This is a genomic window from Streptomyces sp. NPDC029216, assembly GCF_040648015.1.
Classification (GTDB): Bacteria; Actinomycetota; Actinomycetes; order Streptomycetales; family Streptomycetaceae; genus Streptomyces.
This window is the reverse complement of record NZ_JBEZWL010000021.1, coordinates 12,034-28,902: the sequence shown is the minus strand read 5'-3', so window position 1 is coordinate 28,902 and position 16,869 is coordinate 12,034. Positions and strand designations below refer to the sequence as shown.

Genomic DNA, 16,869 nt, shown 5'->3' with positions numbered 1-16,869 from the left:
CCCTACTTCGCGTCCGTGACGGAGGTCCGCTGCTCGCCGAGGTCGATCCGGCCGTCCGGGGTCGCGATCGTCGCCGTGATCACGTCTCCCGCGTGCAGGTAGTGCGGGTTCTTCGCCTGGGACTTGAAGAAAGCCTTCCACTTCAAGGCGGGCGGCAGCAGTGCGCCGACCTTCTCGACCGGCTTCGGCGGGGCCTTGAGGGCCGTGCCGCCGGGCGTGCCGGTCAGGAGCAGGTCGCCGGGGTCGAGGGTCTGGAAACGGGCCAGCAGGGTGAGGGCCTGCGCCGGGCGGACGATCATGTCGGCGAGGGTGCGGTCCTGGCGCAGCTCGCCGTTGACGGACAGCTTCAGCCTGAGGTCGAGGAGATGGACGAAGTCCTCCGGCTCAAGCAGGGCGAGGTACGGGCCGGTCGGTGTGAAGGTCGGGTAGGACTTGCTCTCGTAGAACTGCGTCTTGGTCAGCTGGACGTCGCGCGCGCTGATGTCGTTGGTGACGACGAGCCCGGCGACGTACGACGGCAGGTCCCGCTCGTCGACCGTGGTGCCGATGGGCAGGGTGGCGCCCATGACGAGCCCGAGTTCGACCTCGTAGTCGAGGAACTTCACGTGCGAGGGCCGTACGACGGGGTCGCCGGGTCCGCTGACCGACCCGGACGCCTTGCGGAAGAAGGCGGGCGGGATGTCGCCCGTGAAGCCCGAATCACGGGCGTGACTCCGGTAGTTGACCATCTGGGCGACCACCCGGCAGGGGGTGGTGACCGGCGAGAGGACGGCCAGGTCGGCGACGGGCGTGCCCGCCTCGGTCGAGCGAGCCGCCTCTCGTACGGCGTCACGATCGGCGATCAGCTCGGCGGTGGTGGTGGCCTTGGTGTCGACAGGGATGGCCCGGTGGCCGCGGACGACCCACCATCCGTCGGCGGTGCGCAGGACGTTGGTGCTCATGTCAGTACCTTCGTGAGGGGGTCGGTGTTCAGGACTTGGCGGCTTTGAGCAGGCCCAGCAGGCGCGCCGGGTCCATCTCGTTGTCGCCGCGCAGGGCCTGGATGACGTCGCGGACCCGCTGCGGGGAGGGACTCGCGCCGAGGAAGTCACGCGTGGCCGGTGGACCCCACTGGGCAAGACCGCTGGTCGACATGGGTGCCCACCCGGGCTCGACGTCGCTGGAGAACAGGTCGCCGTCGGCGAAGTGCTCCAGCATGAAGCGGTCGGGGTCGCGCCAGTAGTCGAAGAGCTGGCTGCCCTGGATGTGCCGACCGACGCCCCAGCTGCGCTGGTATCCGCGTTCCTTGAGGTATTCGCCGCCGACGGCGATCGAGTCCAGGTCGGTGACCTGGTAGGCGGAGTGGACATAGCCGGTCCCCGGTCCCAGGTGCATGGCCAGCGTGTGATGGTCGGCCGGCACGCTGCCGAGGTCGCAGCGGATGAACGCCATGGTCGGGCCGCGGTCGCGCTGCCCGTCCAGGAAGAGAAAGTCGGACACGATCATCCCCAGCGTGTCCAGGTACCAGTCCAGGGCCCGGCCGAACACGCGGGTCTCCAGGACGACGTGGCCCAGCCGCTGGATCCGGGACGGCTCGCGCGGCGGGCGCTGCGTGGTGTTCGTACGACGATGGTCCGTACCGAAGTTGAGCAGCAGCGGCAGCTGCTCGGGCAGCGCCGGCAGCTGCTCGCCGCAGTGCACCACCCGCACCGGGAAGCCGGACGGATCGAGCAGGTCGACCGTCTTCCCGCCACCGGGTACGTCCGCGTCACGCACGTCGGAACCGGTGGCCCGCGCCAGCCGGTCCAGATCGGGACGCTCCGCCGCACGGAACGCCGGGCCGATGAAGCGGGACGTACGCCCGCGCCGGATCACCATGCACGGCGAGCCGGCGAACGTGCCGCGCAGCCACAGCTCGCTGTCGGTGCGCGCGGCGATCTGGAAGCCGAAGTCCCGGGCGAAGACCTCGGCTCGCTCCAGGTCAGGCTTCTCGAACTCCAGCCAGGCCAGGTCCGCGACCTTGATCACGGGATTCCGGGAGCGGCCGGGATGCTCGCCCCTCAGGGCTCCCTGTTCGCTATGCAGGTCCTGGTGGGCCGTTTTGGCATCGGCCCCGTGGACGCGGGTCTCAGACATGGTGTCCTCCGAGCAACATTGCCGCAATGAGGAAATCATCAACTTTGACAGTTCCGTCGTCAAGATGTTCCCGGCTGGAAATGATGGATTCATCAGAACTGCAGTCGTCATCGCCTGCGCGGTTAGACTTGGCCCATGCCTACGTCAGCCCCGCCCAGCAACCGATTCGAGCGACGTCGCGCCGAGACCCGTAGCGCGCTCATTCGCGCCGCCCGGCAGATACTCGCCGACAGCGGGGACACAGGCATCAGCATCCAGGCGATCGCCGAGCGCGCCGACGTGGGCTTCGGCTCCTTCTACAACCACTTCGAGTCGAAGGCCGAGCTGTTCGAGGCGGCGGTGGTGGACGCCCTGGAGGAGTACGGTCGGAACTTCGACCAGCGCCTGGCGGAGATCGACGACCCTGCGGAGCTCGTCGCGGCGGGCTTCCGGCTCAGCGCACGCATGGCCGACTCCCACCCTGAACTGATGCAGATCCTGCGCCGTCGCGGCCTCGGTCACATCCACTCGGACAACGGCCTGGCCCGGCGGGCGCTGCGTGACATCGAGGTCGGCACGGCCTCCGGCCGCTTCACCGTGGCCGACCCGACTGTGGCCCTGTCCGCACTGGGCGGCACCCTGCTGTCCCTGGTGGAGCTGAGGTTCGCGCGCCCCGACGTGGACGGTGACGAGGCCGCGGTGAACCTGGCCGAGATGGCCCTGCGCATGCTGGGCGTACCACCGGACGACGCCCACGAGGTCGCCCGGCGCCCCCTCCCCGGCCCCGTCTGAGACGACCGCTCCTACCCGGCGGCGGACGAACCCTGCCGGAAGGCGACCGAGCGGCCGGTGAAGGCGGCGTCGATTCCGTCCCGCGTGGTGGTGACGGATCGCAGGTGCAGCCCCTCGGGGACGCTCTCCAGCGGGATGGGATCTTCCAGGGCTCTGTCCAGCAGCGTTTTCAGCGGAGGAGCAGCTCGCCCCGGACGGTGCGGACATCCGTGAAGGCGATGCGGTTGCCCGTTGCCGCCGAGACGGCCGCGCTCACGGTGACGTCGCCGACGACCGGCAGAACGGCCGTCGCACCGATCCGGTCCGTTTCGCCACCTGGTGACATCCGCACACCGAGCGCGCCCGACACGTCACCGTACGAGAGGAACGCGGTCGCCTCGACATGGTCGGCGTGAGCCTCCTCAGCACTCCCGGAGGTCTTCAGCCCGTCAAGGCGTACGGTCAGCTTCGTCACCGGCAGGGGCCGAATCGAGCCAGTTCGCGGGTATGTCATGGGCGGCCAGGTCGATGTGCCGGAGGCTGCCCTTCGCCAGCTGGGTGAGCACCGGGAAGCCGCTGACGCGTACCGACGGCCGATCCGCGGTTCCCATGCCGTGCTGGAACGCCTCGGCCGTATGGCTCTCCGCACGGGCCGCCGCGATCCGGTCCACCGCGACGCCACCAGTCAGCAACGCCGCCATAGAAGCGGCGACGACGATCAGGAGCCGCCCCCTCGGGGCAGAGAAGCCCGTGGACAAGGAATCGCCACGGTAGGGCTCGCCGACGCGTCCGTCATCGGGCTGGGGCTGGTACATGGGAGTGCTCTCCAGAAGGCGGTCAGGAACTTCTCGGGGTGAGTCTCTGAGACGAAGGCGCCGATGCACTCGGGCCGGCCGAGCCCTCGGACGCAGGCCGCGGCTCGGTCACCGTCCGCACCCATCGCGATCAGCGCGGCGGTCGCGGTGCGGGTGCCGTCGTCGGGCCAGGCCCCGGCGTTCACGCACTCCAGCAGGCCCAGCGGATGCCCCTCCAGCGCCCGGCTCAGCGGGCCGGGTCGGCCGTTGGTGACCGGACACCGTGCGCCACACCACACCCTCGGGCAGGTCAGGTCGGGAGCTCCGGTCAGCGGCGGGGAAGGTGACTCACTAGTTGCACACTAGCGAGCAATTAGCTAACCTGCACATGGATGGGCAATTAACTTGCCCGACGGTGCCTCGCAGGCAGACAGCCGCGCCCGCGCCGATCCTCTCCCCCGAAGCCTCCCGCTTTCTCTCTCCCCCCCCGCCGAGGCCTCGATGCCGCTCTTTGCCAACACACCCGCCGAGAAGATGACCGAGCCCTACCCACGCCGCTGGTGGGCCTTGCTCGTGCTCTGTCTCAGCCTGCTGATCGTCGTGATGGCCAACACGTCGCTGGTCGTGGCCGCGCCGGACCTGACGCAGGACCTGGGACTCTCCAGCAGCGACCTGCAGTGGGTCATCGACGGCTACACCGTCCCGTACGCGGCGCTGATGCTGGTACTGGGAGCGATCGGCGACAAGTACAGCCGCCGGGGCGCGCTGATCCTGGGCCTGCTGATCTTCGCGGCCGGTTCGGTGACGGGCGGCCTGGTCGACGAGACCGGCCTGGTCATCACCGCGCGCGCGATCATGGGCGTCGGCGCCGCCGTGGTCATGCCGGCCACCCTCTCCCTGCTGGTCGCGATCTTCCCGAGGGCAGAGCGCGCCAAGGCCATCACGGCCTGGAGCGCCACCTCCGGCCTCGCCATCGCCGCCGGACCGGTGGCCGCCGGCTGGCTGCTGCAGGACCACGCCTGGGGCTCCACCTTCCTCATGAACGTGCCCATTGCCGTCCTCGGCGTCGTCGGAGCGCTGGTACTGGTACCGCCGTCCAAAGCGAAGGGCATGGGCCGCATCGACTATGTCGGCGGTCTGCTGTCGATCGCCTCGGTCGGCAGCCTCGTCTACGCCACCATCGAAGGCCCGCACTTCGGCTGGGGCACCGGCCCGATCACCGCGGCCGTGGTCGCCGGCCTGAGTCTGGCAGCCTTCATCGTCTGGGAGCTGCGCCACCCCAACCCCATGCTGAATGTGCGGAAGTTCAAGGAGCGCCCCTTCAGCGGCTCGATGCTCGCGGTGCTGTTCTTCTTCTTCGGCACCTTCGGCTCGATCTACTACTCCACCCAGTTCCTGCAGTTCGTCCTCGGCTACGACGCGCTGGAGACCGGCATACGACTGCTGCCGCTCGCCGGAGCCGTCTTCGTCGGTGCCGCGGTGACCGGCAAGCTGGCCCCGAAGCTGGGCGTGAAGCTGATGGTCGGGACCGGCATGGCCATCGGCACGGCAGGCGTCTTCCTGCTCACCCAGATCGAGTCGGGCTCGACGTACACCGACTTCCTGGCGCCCCTGCTCCTGCTCGGCTTCGCCATCGGGCTGAGCCTGTCCCCGGCCACCGACACCATCATGGGCGCCTTCCCCGAATCGGAGCTCGGCGTCGGCGGCGGCGCCAACGACACCGCGCTGGAGCTCGGCTGCGCCCTGGGCATCGCCGTCCTCGGCTCACTGCTGGCCACGTCCTACAAGGACAAGCTGACCGAGCTCGTCGGCGGCCACCTCCCGGCCGCCGCGATGGACACCGCCAAGGACTCGGTGGGCGGCGGCATCGCGGTCGCCGAACAGGTCGCCCTGAACCCCCAGGGCGGCGCCCAACAGGCCCAGGCCCTGCTCGGCGCGGTGCACGAGTCCTTCGCCCACTCCATCGCCCACACCAGCCTCATCGGCGGCATCATCATGGCCGCCGGCACGCTGATCGTCATCGCCGTCCTGCCCGGCCGCAAGCGCGTCGCGAAGCACCGTCAGGAGCAGACGGACGGGACGGCGAGGCAGACCGAGACCGTAGGCGCCGCCTGAACCCCACGGCATGACCGCGGCTCATGGCCGCCGACCGGAGGCCGGACAGCGTTCCGGCCTCCTCCACCAAGGACGGGCCGTACCTGAGCGGTGCACGGCCCCGGACGGTGCCGGAAGGGACAGCCGACACCCTCCTCTTGCTGCGTGCGTCCAGGGTGCCGACCGGGAAGAACCGAGTGGCCCCCGGCTGGGACTTCCCGGTGCGACGGAGGGGGGTGCACCAGGCAGGAAGTCGCCCGGAGGCAGCGCCTCGGCACCGGGTCCGCTCGCACTTCCGCGCCGGCGGCCGGGCCGCGGCTCAGCCGTCGCCGCCGGCCTCCGGGGCGACCGAGGCCGCCACCTCTTCTACAACAACGCCCGCCCGCTCCTCCGGCACGCCGGCCGCGATGAGCGTGGTGACGGCCACCCGGGTGCCGTCGTCCTCCAGAGCCCCGGTGTTGACCTCTTCCAGCAGGGCGAGCGCCATCGCCTCCAGAGCGGCGCTGAGCACCGCGGGCGGCAGATGAGAGTGGAAGACTCCGTCCCGCTGGCCCCGCTCCACGACGGCCGTCGCCCTGACACGGGCGGGTTCGAGGATCTCGGCGACCCTTTCGACGCCGAGATCCCGCTGGGCGAGCGCCAGGAGCATCCGGTACCGGTCTCCCACCGGCCACATCGCCAACGAGAAGCGCGCGAGCGCCCGCTCGGCCGGCTCCGTCGCCTCCGCCGCGCCTGCCACGGCGCCCTGAAGAGCCTCGGCGGCCTCCTCGGCCAGCGCCTCCAGGAGCGCGGCACGTCCGGGGAAGTGCCCGAAGAGCGTTCGCCTGACGACACCGGAGGCGCGCGCCAGCTCCTCCAGGGTGGTGTCGGGGTTTCGCCCGAGCTCCTGGCGAGCGGTGGCCAGGATGCGTGCCCGGTTGGACCGTGCGTTGCGTCGCTGCGGCACGCGGCCGACGGGCTGGGGCACGGAAGGAACCTCGAAGAGTCCGGACGGAAACGGGCACCACCATTCTGGCACGCGAGCCGCTGCACGATCCGCGGCCGTATCCAGAGCCGGCCTGCCTGATCAGGCGGGAAGCTCCTTGATGTCGGACGGCTCCTCGGGCTCGATGCCGTTGACACGGTGGCGGAAGTCGCTGGAGGCGGGATAGGCGGCGCGGCGCGACCGCATGATGGAACCCAGGGGACGGTGGGCCTCCAGGGCGTGCCAGGGGCTGAAGGACAGGACGTCGTCCGCGTAACGGCGGCGGGCGTCGCTGTAGGCGTCCTGCGCGGGCAGGTGCAGCACCGCCACGGTCTCGTGCGGGGACAGTTCCTCGGGCCACAGGACCGAGGCGTCCTCCACGGGCATCCGTTCGACGTCCGTGCACAGCTGGGCGCGGATGTCGTACTCGGCGCTGTCGTGCGCGAAGAAGTCGACGACGAGGTCGCGCAGCGCCGACTCGCCGGCCTTCTTGTGGACGCGGCTGCCGGTGAGGGCTCTCACGTTCGCCGAGCGGGGCGCGGCGGAGATCTTCGCGACATGGTCGCCGTAGCGCAGCGCGGCCATGGAGTGGAAGGTCTCGCCGAGGATGTGATCGTTGGCGGCGGCCAGGGTCTCGACGGTCGGCGGGAGCGGGCGTCCGGAGCGGGTGAGGGCCTTGGCGGCCACGCGGGCGGCCGCGCCGGTGAGCTGGAGCTGCTGGTCGCTCTGGCGGGGCTGCTTCTCCAGCAGGTCCTGGAGCTTGGCGTACTCGGCGATGTTGCCGAAGGGCAGCGTGGGGTGGTTGACCAGGAGGAAGTCCTGGGTGGTGAAGCCGTCGTCGATGGCGCGGGGTCCGGGTGCGCCGATCACCTTGATCGCGATGCCGCGCTGCACGGGCACCTGGTCGGAGCGCAGGTCGCCGGGGGCGGAGGAGAAGCGGACGATCACCGGGTAGGTGGCCGGTTCGGCGAAGAGGCCCTGAGCGAGGTGGGCGGGCAGGTTGGGCTGGACGCGCAGTTCGCCGGCGAGGACGCCGTGACTCTTGGCGTGGGCGTCGCGCAGGCCGTGCCGGTGTTTGTCGGCGACCTGCTGGTTGGCCTTGCCCATGGCCTCGACGACCTGGCGGATCAGCTCCTCCTCGTTCGGAAACGGCTGTTCCAGGTCGGGGCGGTAGGAGACGTACGAGGTCATGAGTGCCTCCGCGAAGGGTTCGGGTCAGATGCCGCTGAGCCAGCGGATGGCGGACAGGCCGGGCATGAAGAAGTACTCGCCGCCGAGCAGGGTGTTGAAGGACTGGATGTTCTGCACCCTGCGGGGCGGGGTGCCGGGCACCGTGAAGTAGGCGCCCTTGTCCTGGAGCGAGATCATCGGGTCCTTCTCCTTGCCCAGGCCCATGAAATTGCCGGAGCCGACCCATTCGCTCTGCAGGAATTCGACGTTGTCGATCGCGCGTGCGCCGAGAGCGATGAAGTCCAGGCCACGCGGCTTGCCGTCGTCCTTCAACCGGTCCGGGGGCAGCGGGGTGCCGTAGGAGGTGCCCCGCCGGATGATCCGGCGGATGTTGAGGTCGGTGAGAACCGTCAGTTTCGTGTCGCGCGGGTTCATCCGGCGGATGTGGGAACCCAGAGGAGTCCGCAGACCGCGTGGATCGGCGGAGTAGTCGAAGTCGTTGATCCGGTTCGGATCCTCACCGATGGCCAGGTCGTCGCGCTCCGGGGCCAGGGCCAGCGGTGCGCCACTGCGCCAACGCCCGACGAGCTTGGCGGCCAGCAGTTCGCGTTCGGCTTCGGTGCCGGCGTTGTCGTGCAGCCACTTGTTGAAGGCGGCGACGTGGGAGTGGTACTTACGGAAGACGACGTACGTACCGTTGCGGCCCAGGACGTCCGGGGCCGGCACGGGCAGCGGTACACCCGTCTCGCTCGGGTAGCCGAGCAGGAACTCTCCTGCTTTGATAGGACGGCCGTCGCCGGGCAGCGGTTCGGCGCCGCTGCCCTCGATCACCGGCTGGCTGAAGCCGTCCCGGTATCCGAAGACGTTGAACCCATCGGCCGCGAAGTCCTGGTGCGACAGCAGCCGCACCCCCGGGACTTCGCCCAACTCCTCCTCATAGGCGGCGACTTCTGTGCGCCAGTCGCTCTCGCTCGCGGCGTAGACCGTGACGGCGATGTGCACGCGCGGGGTGCCGAACGGGAACTCCCAGCGCTCCGGGGCGTTCACGCCGGTGTCCCGCAGCCGCTCGGCGCGGGCGGCCATCCCGGCACGGAAGTTGGCGGGGAAGGAGGCCAGTGACTCCTGCGGTACGCCGAGCGCCACCAGCCCCTGGTAGCTGAGGGCGAGAGCCAGCCAGGACGCCTGCGGCTCGTCCCAGCGGGCCGCCGAGGTCACCCTCGGGGCCAGCCGACGCAGCAGCTCCCTGCCCCCTGCAGCGTCAGTGATCTCCAGGATCGCGTGGGTACCGAAGTAGGGCTCGGGTCGGGCCCGCAGCAAGGTCGCCTGGATGTCGTCGAGATCCAGCGTGGGCGGGCGGCGCAGACGCCGGAACAGCGGAGAAGGCATGGCGCGCCTGCCGTCAGTTGAGGTCGGACAGGAACCGCTGCACGGCGGCCTCCTGCCGCTTGAGCCGACCGGCCTCCGCAACAGTGAGGTCGGGGTGCGCGACGTACCACGCCTCCGCCGGGAGCTGGTGCTTGACGATGAACTCCTTCACGTCCGGCGAGGTGATACCGGGCCATCCCTCGACGTTGCTGAACAGGTAGTCCATGAAGTCGGGGATCTTGGTGGCGAAGTCGTCGATGTAGGGGTCCCACTCGCCGTCGAAGGCAGTTGCGAACAGCAGCTTCGTGTCGTTCTCCAGGAACACGAACCGCATGTTGTGCAGCGTGCCGACCTGACCTGCGCCCGCCAGGTTCCCGCCGACCAGCTTGAAGAACTTCCGCAGCTGCTTCGCGCCGTCCGGCTTCAGCGGCAGGATGGTCGTCAGCTCGGACACCTCGCCGCTCTTCGCGCCGATCCGGCCGGCAGTGGTGACGGCGTGCTCGGCCATCTCCTCCTTGTCGGCCAGAAGCTCGGCGATACGCAACTTCAGCGCGATCTTCGCGTCCGCCAGCGCCGAGTCGACCTTCTCCCGGACGGCCTCAGGCAGCTTCTGGAACCTGTCCTGCAGATCCTTTTCACCCATGGCACTTCTCCTCGGGATCGAGCGCCCACGCTGTCAGCCGGCGCAGAATTTCCCATTCGGCCAGGTAAGGGATGCCACGGCGGCATCCGAAGGTGCCCACCCACACCCACTGACCATCTCAGCAGAACTGATTAAAGCATCAGACAGGCAGTCCCGCCTGTCAACGCACGACACCCGATCTGAGGCATGCCGCCGGATCCCTACCGGCGACGTCTCCTTGGCGCCTTCCACCGCAGCCACCGCTCTTGCGCAGGGAGGCCCGAGCAGCCGCGGCGCGACAGCCCGCTCCAGCCACCTTCCCCTCGTTCACGCACGTCGACAACCCGAGCAAGGCGCTTCTCCGACCAGCACCTCCGCACCGACTTCGACTCGCTCCCGCTCCACGCGCGGCGTCACGACGACATCCACATGCGGCATCCATGCCAGCAGCACCAAGCAGCCTTCAGACCGGCCCGGCCCCTTCCAGCGAGAAATCGTTCCACGCGCTGCCGGGAGCGGCTGCACTCCGCGATCTGGCGTACGCGGATGCCACGAGGCGTTCTTGTCGATGTCGGGCCGGCCCCGTGAGCAGCTGATCGGCCGGTACCTGTTCGACGTCTTCCCCCACAACCCGAACGACCCGCCGCGACCGGTATGCGCAACCTGTATGCCTCACTGCGCCAGTCGCGGACACCGGCGAGCCCGACACCATGGCCGTGCAGACTACGACGTGGGGTACCCCGACCGGCCCGGGGTGTGGGACGAGCCGTACTGGAGCCCGGTCGCTCCTGACGGCACCGTGGCTCTGCTGCTGCACCGGGTCGAAGCGGTCGCCGAACTCATCCGCGCCCGCGGCGGCCGACCGCGGCGGACCGCGCGCCGAGCGAGCTCTACACCCGCGCCCGGAAGTTGCAAGAGGTCAACGAGCGCCTGCGTCAAGCCCACGCCCGGGAGGGAGAGGTCGCCCTCCACCTGCAGGAGGCGATGCTGCCCGCGCCCCGCCGCTCGGCCACCACCGGGCCGCGGTGTGCCACCGGCCAGCGGTGGGAGCCTGAACGTGTGCAGCGACTGGTACGCCCTCGTCGACCTGCCTGAGGGCTGCCGCACGGCCGTCGCGGCCGGCGTCATGGGCCAGCTCGGCAGCGCACCGTGTCCGCCGCCTCCCGAGTCTCCGACGACCCCGCCCAGGCCCTGGAGGTTCTCAGCCTGTACGCCCGCTCCGTCGACGGCGCCGTATCCACCACCGCCGCCTGCGTCCTCGTCGGCTGGAACGCCCGCACCCTCATCTACAGCAGCGCCGGCCACCCCACCCGTGCTCCGGCTCCCCGATGACACCGTCACCTACCTCGACCAGGCCAGCGACCCACTGCTCGGCGCCCGCCCCGAACACAGCGCCGCGGACCCGGACCAGCTCGCCGACACACTTCTGACCCGCCTCATCCCTGCGGCCGACCTCACCGACGACACCGCCCTCATCGTGATCCGCCTGTAGACGAAAAGCCCGAGGACCTCGCCGCCACCGGATCGGGAGCGGTTGACCCAGCGGACGCCCCCTCACGAGCACGCGAACCTCGCGTCACGGAACGTCACTATCGAGAGGCGGATAGGCAGCGGCAGTCAACAGCTCGGCAGTCAGCGCCCCGGCCACTGCAAGCTGCCCACCGCCACCCAATCGAGGGCTCCGCCCGGCGGTCACCAATCGCGCATGACGACCCATCAGAAACCGTGCCGTCCGTGCGTCAAACGTGCGTCACGTGCGTCGAATACGCGTCAAGATATGGCACGTAACGCCCATAACGCAGGCGGTCTCGGCTGCGAACGCCGCTCCGTGCTGGGCGGGGTTCATGACTGCGCCCTTCCTCTGATGACGCGGCCCCAGGTGGCGATACTCAAGGCCTCTGCCGTCGTACTCGGCGCCGATGGTGGGCAGGGCTCCGTTGACGTCCCAGGACGAGGTGCGGAGCACCGTGCTGCCCTTGGCAGCCGTGACGCGATAGCCGTCGGAGTCACAGGCGAAGCCGTGACGGTTCGGGCACGTCATCCCGGCCCTCGTTGTCGGCGGGTCGCGTGCGGTGCAGGTCGTCGAGCCTCCAGCCGGTGCCCAGGCCGCCCACAGCGCCCCGCTGCCTTGCTTGGGACACGAGTCGGCGGCATCCGCTGAACTGCAGCCGTACCTCTGGTCACGCGCTATCGGCCGACCCGTGGCCCGGCGGGTGCCGGTTCGACGAGAGCGAGGCCGGTCCGGTCGAGCGGGCGCACTCGGTGGGAGTCTGACCGTAGTGCTTCTTGAAGGCTCGGGTGAAGTGACTGCCGTCCGCGAACTGCCAGTGTGCGGCGAGTTCCGAAATGCTCAGGCGCCCTGACGGCGAGACAAGGGCGAGCCGGGCCTCATGCAGTCGCCGGTGGCGGATGTAGGTGCTCACCTGCTCTCCCACCACGGCGAATGCCCGGTGCAGCGTGCGGACTGAGACGTTGAGTTCACGCGCAAGCATCGCCGGAGAAAGTTCGGGATCAGCGAGCCGACGGTCCGCGAGGTCCTTGGCCGCCTGGGTGAGCGCCGGAGCCAATCGGGGCTCTACGTCGTCGAACCGGCCCTTCACCACCGCCTTGGTCAGCTCGATCAGGGTACCTTGGGCAGCTGCCACACCGGCCGGGCCGAGGTCGGCCACGGTCATGTGGATCATGTCTGCAAGGGCCGTCAGCAAGCGCACCTCGGCCGAGTCCGCCGGCCCGGTGACGACCCGGTTCCCGAGCAGGGGTTTGAGCTCGCCGGGGGGCAGGACGAGGAACTTCGCCGTGAGGTGCGCCGTCGTCTCGAAGGCCGTCAGGCGCCCGAGGTGCCGGACGAGGAACTGCCCGGCCGACACGGTCTGGTCGCCGTAGCCGGACGGGCCGCCCAGAGTCCATGCGCCGCTCCGCACGACATACATGGCAACCAGATCCTGATCGCCGCCCGGGACGTCCGCGGTCCGGGTTGCCGACGCGGCGTGGAGATCGGCGATCGCCGCGCCATGCACCTTGGCAACCTTGCCCTTGACCCGGAAGTCACCGATCGTGTCCGGGCTGAAGGCCGGCAGTTGGAAGACATCGTCGCCGACCTGCGTCTGCCACCCGCGCCGGAAAACGTCGAGTCCCCGCGGTGCGGAATCCGGGGCGGTCGAGTCCACAGCGAACACCCCGCGCGCGCCGTCGACCTCCGCTCCAGTACCGTGCATCCCTCTGCGATCCTCTCGTCTTCATTGCTTCAACGCCGTCCTGTGGTGGTCGTGTTCCGCAGGACGCCGCCATGACCCATGTGGACACCGTGCCAATCTTCCTACAGACGGCTCGCATTGCAGCGGCCGGGAGGCAGAGCTGATGTTTCTGATTCGGCGAGATGAACGACGCGACCCCTGACGATCAGGTCGCAGCCTGATCGTCAGGGGTCGCACTCGCGCTCGGTCCTCCCTCATGGGCTCGTGCCGGGGACGTCTTCGCCGCCTCGGTCGGACCTTTCGCCGGAGGTAACGGTTAGTGGCCGGCGCGCAGTTCGCCGTGTGGGCCGATGGCGTCGGCCACGCCCAGGCAGGTGGTGCCCCGGAGGCACCGAGTTCGTAGTGCACAGCCCCGGTGTCGACGGAACGGACCGTGAGCGCGACCTCGTAGTTGCCCCGGTAGGTCACTCACCGAGCCGCTGCCGAAGCCGGGCGTCTTCCGGCCTGCGGGCCATGCCGATCGGCCTGCCAAGCCGTGTCGGCCAAGATCATCCTGTCGCGGTCGTGTCCCACCGGGAACCCATCCGTGCAGGTGCCGGCTCCGGTCACCTGCAGGTTGCGCGGCTCGACGGTCAGCGGGCGATCGAGATCGCGAAGGGGGTGAATCCGATGGACCGGATGACGTGCGGTACGAACAGTATCGCGGCCTCCGTGGCGCGAGCGGTCTGGATCCCGCCGAGGTCGGTGATCCATTCCTTGCGCCAGCCGAGGTCGATGAGCAGTTCAAGGACGGTCCGCTTGGCCTCCGGTTCCTCGCCGGAGAGGAAGGCGGTTGGCGTCTGGGTGAGCGTGGCCGGGGCGGTCATCACCGGGAAGAGCATGGTGTTGAGGGTCTTGACGACGTGCGTTTCGGGGAGCGCTGCCTGGAGTTGCTCGGCGAGGCTTGAACCGGGGTAGATCAGGGCGGCGGGCATTCCGTCCGGTCCGTCGACGGTGGCGTTGGAGACGTCCACGAGGATCTTGCCGTGCAGCTCTTCGCGCAGGGCGGCGAGACGTTCCAGGGAGCCGGCGCCCGGGGTGGCGTTGATGACGATCCGGGCCGCCCGGGCGGCATCGGCGGCGGCGCCCGGCGCGCGGTCCGCGACGGTCACCTCGTGCCCTGCCAGGGTGAGGGCTTTCGCCAGGTTGCCGCCGACGCGGCCGTTTCCGAGAACTGCGATCGTGGTCATGATGTTCTGGTCCTTGCGTTGGGTGCGGGTTGTGGTGTGCGGGGTCAGCGGGAGAGCGTGGCGACGGCTTCGGCGTGGACGCCGGGCGCGGCGGCCAGGAAGCTCTCGCTCTGCGGGGTCCAGGGGCGGCCCTCGGCGTCGGAGATCTGTCCGCCGGCCTCGGTGACGAGCAGCGCGCCGGGCAGCAGGTCCGCTCGGGCGCCGGCGAACTGCCAGAAGGCGTCGATGCGGCCGGCGGCCACGTTCGTGAGGTGCAGGGTCGCGGGCACGGCGGTGCGGACGACGAGCGCGTCGAAGAGCATCGCGGTGATCGAGGAGCCGACGCGCCGTACGACCCTCTCGTCCTCGTCCGGCCGGGCCTGGCTGGTGGCCACGATGCTCAGGCCGAGGTCCGCGGTCGGGGAGACGCGCAGCGGCCGGCCGTCGAGGTAGGCGCCGGCGCCGGTGAGCGCGGTGTAGGTCTCGCCGGTCAGCGGCAGGTGGACCGCGGTGAGCACCGGCTGGTTCTCACGCACGAGGGTCGCGGTCACCGCCCACTCCGGCAGCGCGTGCAGGTGGTTGACGTTGCCTTCGGCCGGGTCCACGACCCACCACTCGCCGGGCGGCAGCGCCCCGCCGTCCAGCTCGTCCTCCACCCAGCCGGCCTCCGGGCGCAGGCTCGTGAGGCAGGGGCGCAGGATGTCCAGGGCCGTGTCGTCGTTGACGGCGAGCGCATGCATCAGCTCGTCACGGGTCTCGTAACGGACCACATCGCCGAAACGCTCGCGCAGCGCCGCACCGGCGGCGCGCACGGCGGTCGCGGTGCGGTCGAGCAGGTCGGCGTCGGAGGTGACGACGTCAGTGGTCTGAAGCGTTTCGGACATGGTGGTGCTCCTGTCTGAGGAGGGTGATGAGGCCGGTCGGGGTCGCGTTCGACGGACGACGGGGGGATGAAGCGCGTTGTGGAAGCGCCGTGGGCGCGGAAGAAGGCTCAGTCGATCAGTTCGGCGGCCCGTTCGGCGATGGCGTAAACGGTCGCGTTGGTGTTGGCCGAGGGGATGGACGGCATCACCGAGGCATCTGCGACACGCAGTCCGGCTATTCCGTGCACGCGAAGGTTCGCAGGGTCGACGACGGCATCGGCGTCGGTTCCCATGCGGCAGGTGCCGGTGAAGTGGAAGTAGGGGCCGGTGGCCTTGCGAATGAACTCGTCCACAGATTCGCCGCTCGTCCCGGAGCCCGGCACCGCTTCCTGCTTGCGCCAGTCGGCGAACGCGTCGGCCTCGCCGATGCGGCGTGCCACTGCCAGGCCCTTGCGCATGACCTCCAGGTCACGGTCGTCGCTCAGGTAGCCCGGGTCGACGACGGGAACACTGGCGGGATGGGCGTCCGCCAGGCGCACGGTGCCGCTGCTGTGCGGAGCCATCGCGGAGAAGGCTATGGAGTAGCCGTTGGCCGGCGGCTGGCCCCAAGCCGACGGGAGCGGTGCGGCGACGATGTAGACCTGAAGGTCCGGCCGGGCCGCGGCGGGATCGCTGAACAGCAGGCCCATCATTTCGGCCGGCGGGTTGGCAGGAACGAACGGTACGGGCTGGTCGGCCTCGTACACCACGCCCGCCATCGGATGGTCCTGCAGATGGGATCCCACTCCCGGCAGGTCGGCGACGACGTCGATACCGTGTTCCTCAAGGTGTTGGGCCGGGCCGATCCCTGACAGCATCAGGAGGTGCGCGGAACCGATGGCTCCCGCGGTCAATATGACCTCGGCGCTGTCGATGGACAGGTGCTCCCCACCGATGGTGTACTCGACACCGGTGCAGCGGCCCGCGGTGGTGCGCAGCCGCTGCACGGTCGCGTCCGTGACGACGTCCAGGTTCGGCCGGTCGAGGAACGGACGGATGTAGGCGTCGGCCGCGCTCTGGCGGGCGCCGCCGGGCAGATTCATGTCACTCCACCCGAACCCGGTCTCCAGCCCGCTGCCGATGTCATCGGCGCGTGCGAACCCAGCCTCCGCTGCGGCGTCGACGCCCGCCGTGGCCAGGGGATGGGGTTCCGGGACCGGGGCGACCGCGACCGGCCCGTCCGTGCCCCGCACGGAGGCATCACGACTGCGAGTGCTCTCGCTGCGGCGGAAATAAGGCAGCAGATCGTCGAAACCCCAGCCCGGAGCACCGAGGCCGGGCCATTCGTCGTAACCGGACCGGTGCCCCCGCAGGTGGTAGAGGCCGTTGATGCTCGACGATCCGCCGAGCGCCTTACCGCGCAGCACGTCAGCGGCCCTGCCTGTACCGGCCTGCACGGTCGAGGCGCCCAGCCAGAGGGATGACGGGTCAAACCCCAGGAACCCCCAAGGAGATGCCATCGCCTCGGTTGCGTCCCGGGCTCCCGCCTCCAGCAACAACACCCGCACGCCCGGGCGTTCCGAAAGCCGGGAGGCAATCACGCACCCCGCCGTCCCCGCTCCCACCACGACATAGTCATAAGGACTCTTGCCCATCATGTCTCCGCTTCCCACGGCAGCACTGTCCGACCACCGGGTTTCAGGAAAAGGCTCCTCGACGATCAAAGAGCTGATTGCTTGCACGAACTAATG

At 69.8% G+C, this 16,869-nt stretch carries 14 protein-coding genes and 1 pseudogene; 3 read left to right on the top strand and 12 right to left on the bottom strand.

Translation table 11 applies throughout. The features are described from left to right. Positions 1 to 2: 2 nt before the first annotated feature. Both AB0F18_RS11295 and AB0F18_RS11290 read right to left on the bottom strand, forming a co-directional pair. Entirely contained in the window at positions 3 to 941 is a 939-nt protein-coding gene (locus AB0F18_RS11295; RefSeq protein ID WP_116157421.1) for a fumarylacetoacetate hydrolase family protein, read from the bottom strand. 28 nt (positions 942 to 969) lie between these two features. Further along, the gene (locus AB0F18_RS11290) at positions 970 to 2,115 is read right to left on the bottom strand and encodes a VOC family protein (RefSeq protein WP_184930225.1); all 1,146 of its coding nucleotides are present in this window, start codon (positions 2,113 to 2,115) and stop codon (positions 970 to 972) included. Positions 2,116 to 2,250: 135 nt separating this feature from the next. Between AB0F18_RS11290 and AB0F18_RS11285 the strand changes: the two genes are divergently transcribed. Further along, on the top strand, positions 2,251 to 2,886 hold the full coding sequence (locus AB0F18_RS11285; protein ID WP_362057668.1) for a TetR/AcrR family transcriptional regulator: 636 nt from the start codon (positions 2,251 to 2,253) through the stop codon (positions 2,884 to 2,886). Between the two features lie 169 nt (positions 2,887 to 3,055). Here AB0F18_RS11285 and AB0F18_RS11280 read toward each other — a convergent pair whose 3' ends face one another. Then, on the bottom strand, positions 3,056 to 3,340 hold the full coding sequence (locus AB0F18_RS11280; RefSeq protein ID WP_362057665.1) for a hypothetical protein: 285 nt from the start codon (positions 3,338 to 3,340) through the stop codon (positions 3,056 to 3,058). Continuing rightward, positions 3,315 to 3,680 (bottom strand): DUF2993 domain-containing protein, encoded by a 366-nt coding sequence (locus tag AB0F18_RS11275; RefSeq protein WP_362057662.1) that lies wholly within the window; start codon positions 3,678 to 3,680, stop codon positions 3,315 to 3,317. The genes AB0F18_RS11280 and AB0F18_RS11275 overlap by 26 nt, the downstream gene beginning before the upstream one ends. A 480-nt stretch (positions 3,681 to 4,160) precedes the next feature. On the opposite strand from AB0F18_RS11275, the gene AB0F18_RS11270 reads away from it, so the two are divergent. Next, complete coding sequence (locus tag AB0F18_RS11270; protein ID WP_362057659.1) at positions 4,161 to 5,774, top strand: MFS transporter; 1,614 nt, start codon at positions 4,161 to 4,163, stop codon at positions 5,772 to 5,774. Between the two features lie 298 nt (positions 5,775 to 6,072). Here the strand turns inward: AB0F18_RS11270 and AB0F18_RS11265 are convergent, their stop codons facing one another. From AB0F18_RS11265 to AB0F18_RS11250, 4 genes are all read right to left on the bottom strand, one after another. Continuing rightward, a complete protein-coding gene (locus AB0F18_RS11265) occupies positions 6,073 to 6,720 on the bottom strand; it encodes a TetR family transcriptional regulator (RefSeq protein WP_116157425.1) in 648 nt (215 codons plus the stop codon). 99 nt (positions 6,721 to 6,819) lie between these two features. Then, positions 6,820 to 7,908, bottom strand: a complete 1,089-nt coding sequence (locus AB0F18_RS11260) for a catalase family protein (RefSeq protein WP_184930222.1) — start codon at positions 7,906 to 7,908, stop codon at positions 6,820 to 6,822. 24 nt (positions 7,909 to 7,932) lie between these two features. After that, complete coding sequence (locus AB0F18_RS11255) at positions 7,933 to 9,273, bottom strand: peroxidase (RefSeq protein WP_362057656.1); 1,341 nt, start codon at positions 9,271 to 9,273, stop codon at positions 7,933 to 7,935. Between the two features lie 13 nt (positions 9,274 to 9,286). Continuing rightward, entirely contained in the window at positions 9,287 to 9,895 is a 609-nt protein-coding gene (locus tag AB0F18_RS11250) for a hypothetical protein (RefSeq protein ID WP_362057653.1), read from the bottom strand. A gap of 419 nt (positions 9,896 to 10,314) precedes the next feature. On the opposite strand from AB0F18_RS11250, the pseudogene AB0F18_RS11245 reads away from it, so the two are divergent. Next, positions 10,315 to 11,366, top strand: a pseudogene (locus AB0F18_RS11245) (SpoIIE family protein phosphatase). A 688-nt stretch (positions 11,367 to 12,054) separates the two neighbouring features. On the opposite strand, the gene AB0F18_RS11240 reads toward AB0F18_RS11245, so the two are convergent. The 4 genes from AB0F18_RS11240 to AB0F18_RS11225 form a co-directional block, all read right to left on the bottom strand. Next, positions 12,055 to 13,041 carry a helix-turn-helix domain-containing protein gene (locus AB0F18_RS11240; protein WP_362057650.1) on the bottom strand — a complete coding sequence of 329 codons (987 nt, stop codon included), beginning with the start codon at positions 13,039 to 13,041 and terminating at the stop codon, positions 12,055 to 12,057. Positions 13,042 to 13,700: 659 nt separating this feature from the next. After that, positions 13,701 to 14,297, bottom strand: a complete 597-nt coding sequence (locus AB0F18_RS11235) for an NAD(P)-binding domain-containing protein (RefSeq protein ID WP_362057648.1) — start codon at positions 14,295 to 14,297, stop codon at positions 13,701 to 13,703. 44 nt (positions 14,298 to 14,341) lie between these two features. After that, positions 14,342 to 15,160 carry an inositol monophosphatase family protein gene (locus AB0F18_RS11230; protein WP_362057645.1) on the bottom strand — a complete coding sequence of 273 codons (819 nt, stop codon included), beginning with the start codon at positions 15,158 to 15,160 and terminating at the stop codon, positions 14,342 to 14,344. Positions 15,161 to 15,267: 107 nt separating this feature from the next. After that, a complete protein-coding gene (locus tag AB0F18_RS11225) occupies positions 15,268 to 16,860 on the bottom strand; it encodes a GMC family oxidoreductase N-terminal domain-containing protein (protein ID WP_362057642.1) in 1,593 nt (530 codons plus the stop codon). Positions 16,861 to 16,869: the final 9 nt, after the last annotated feature.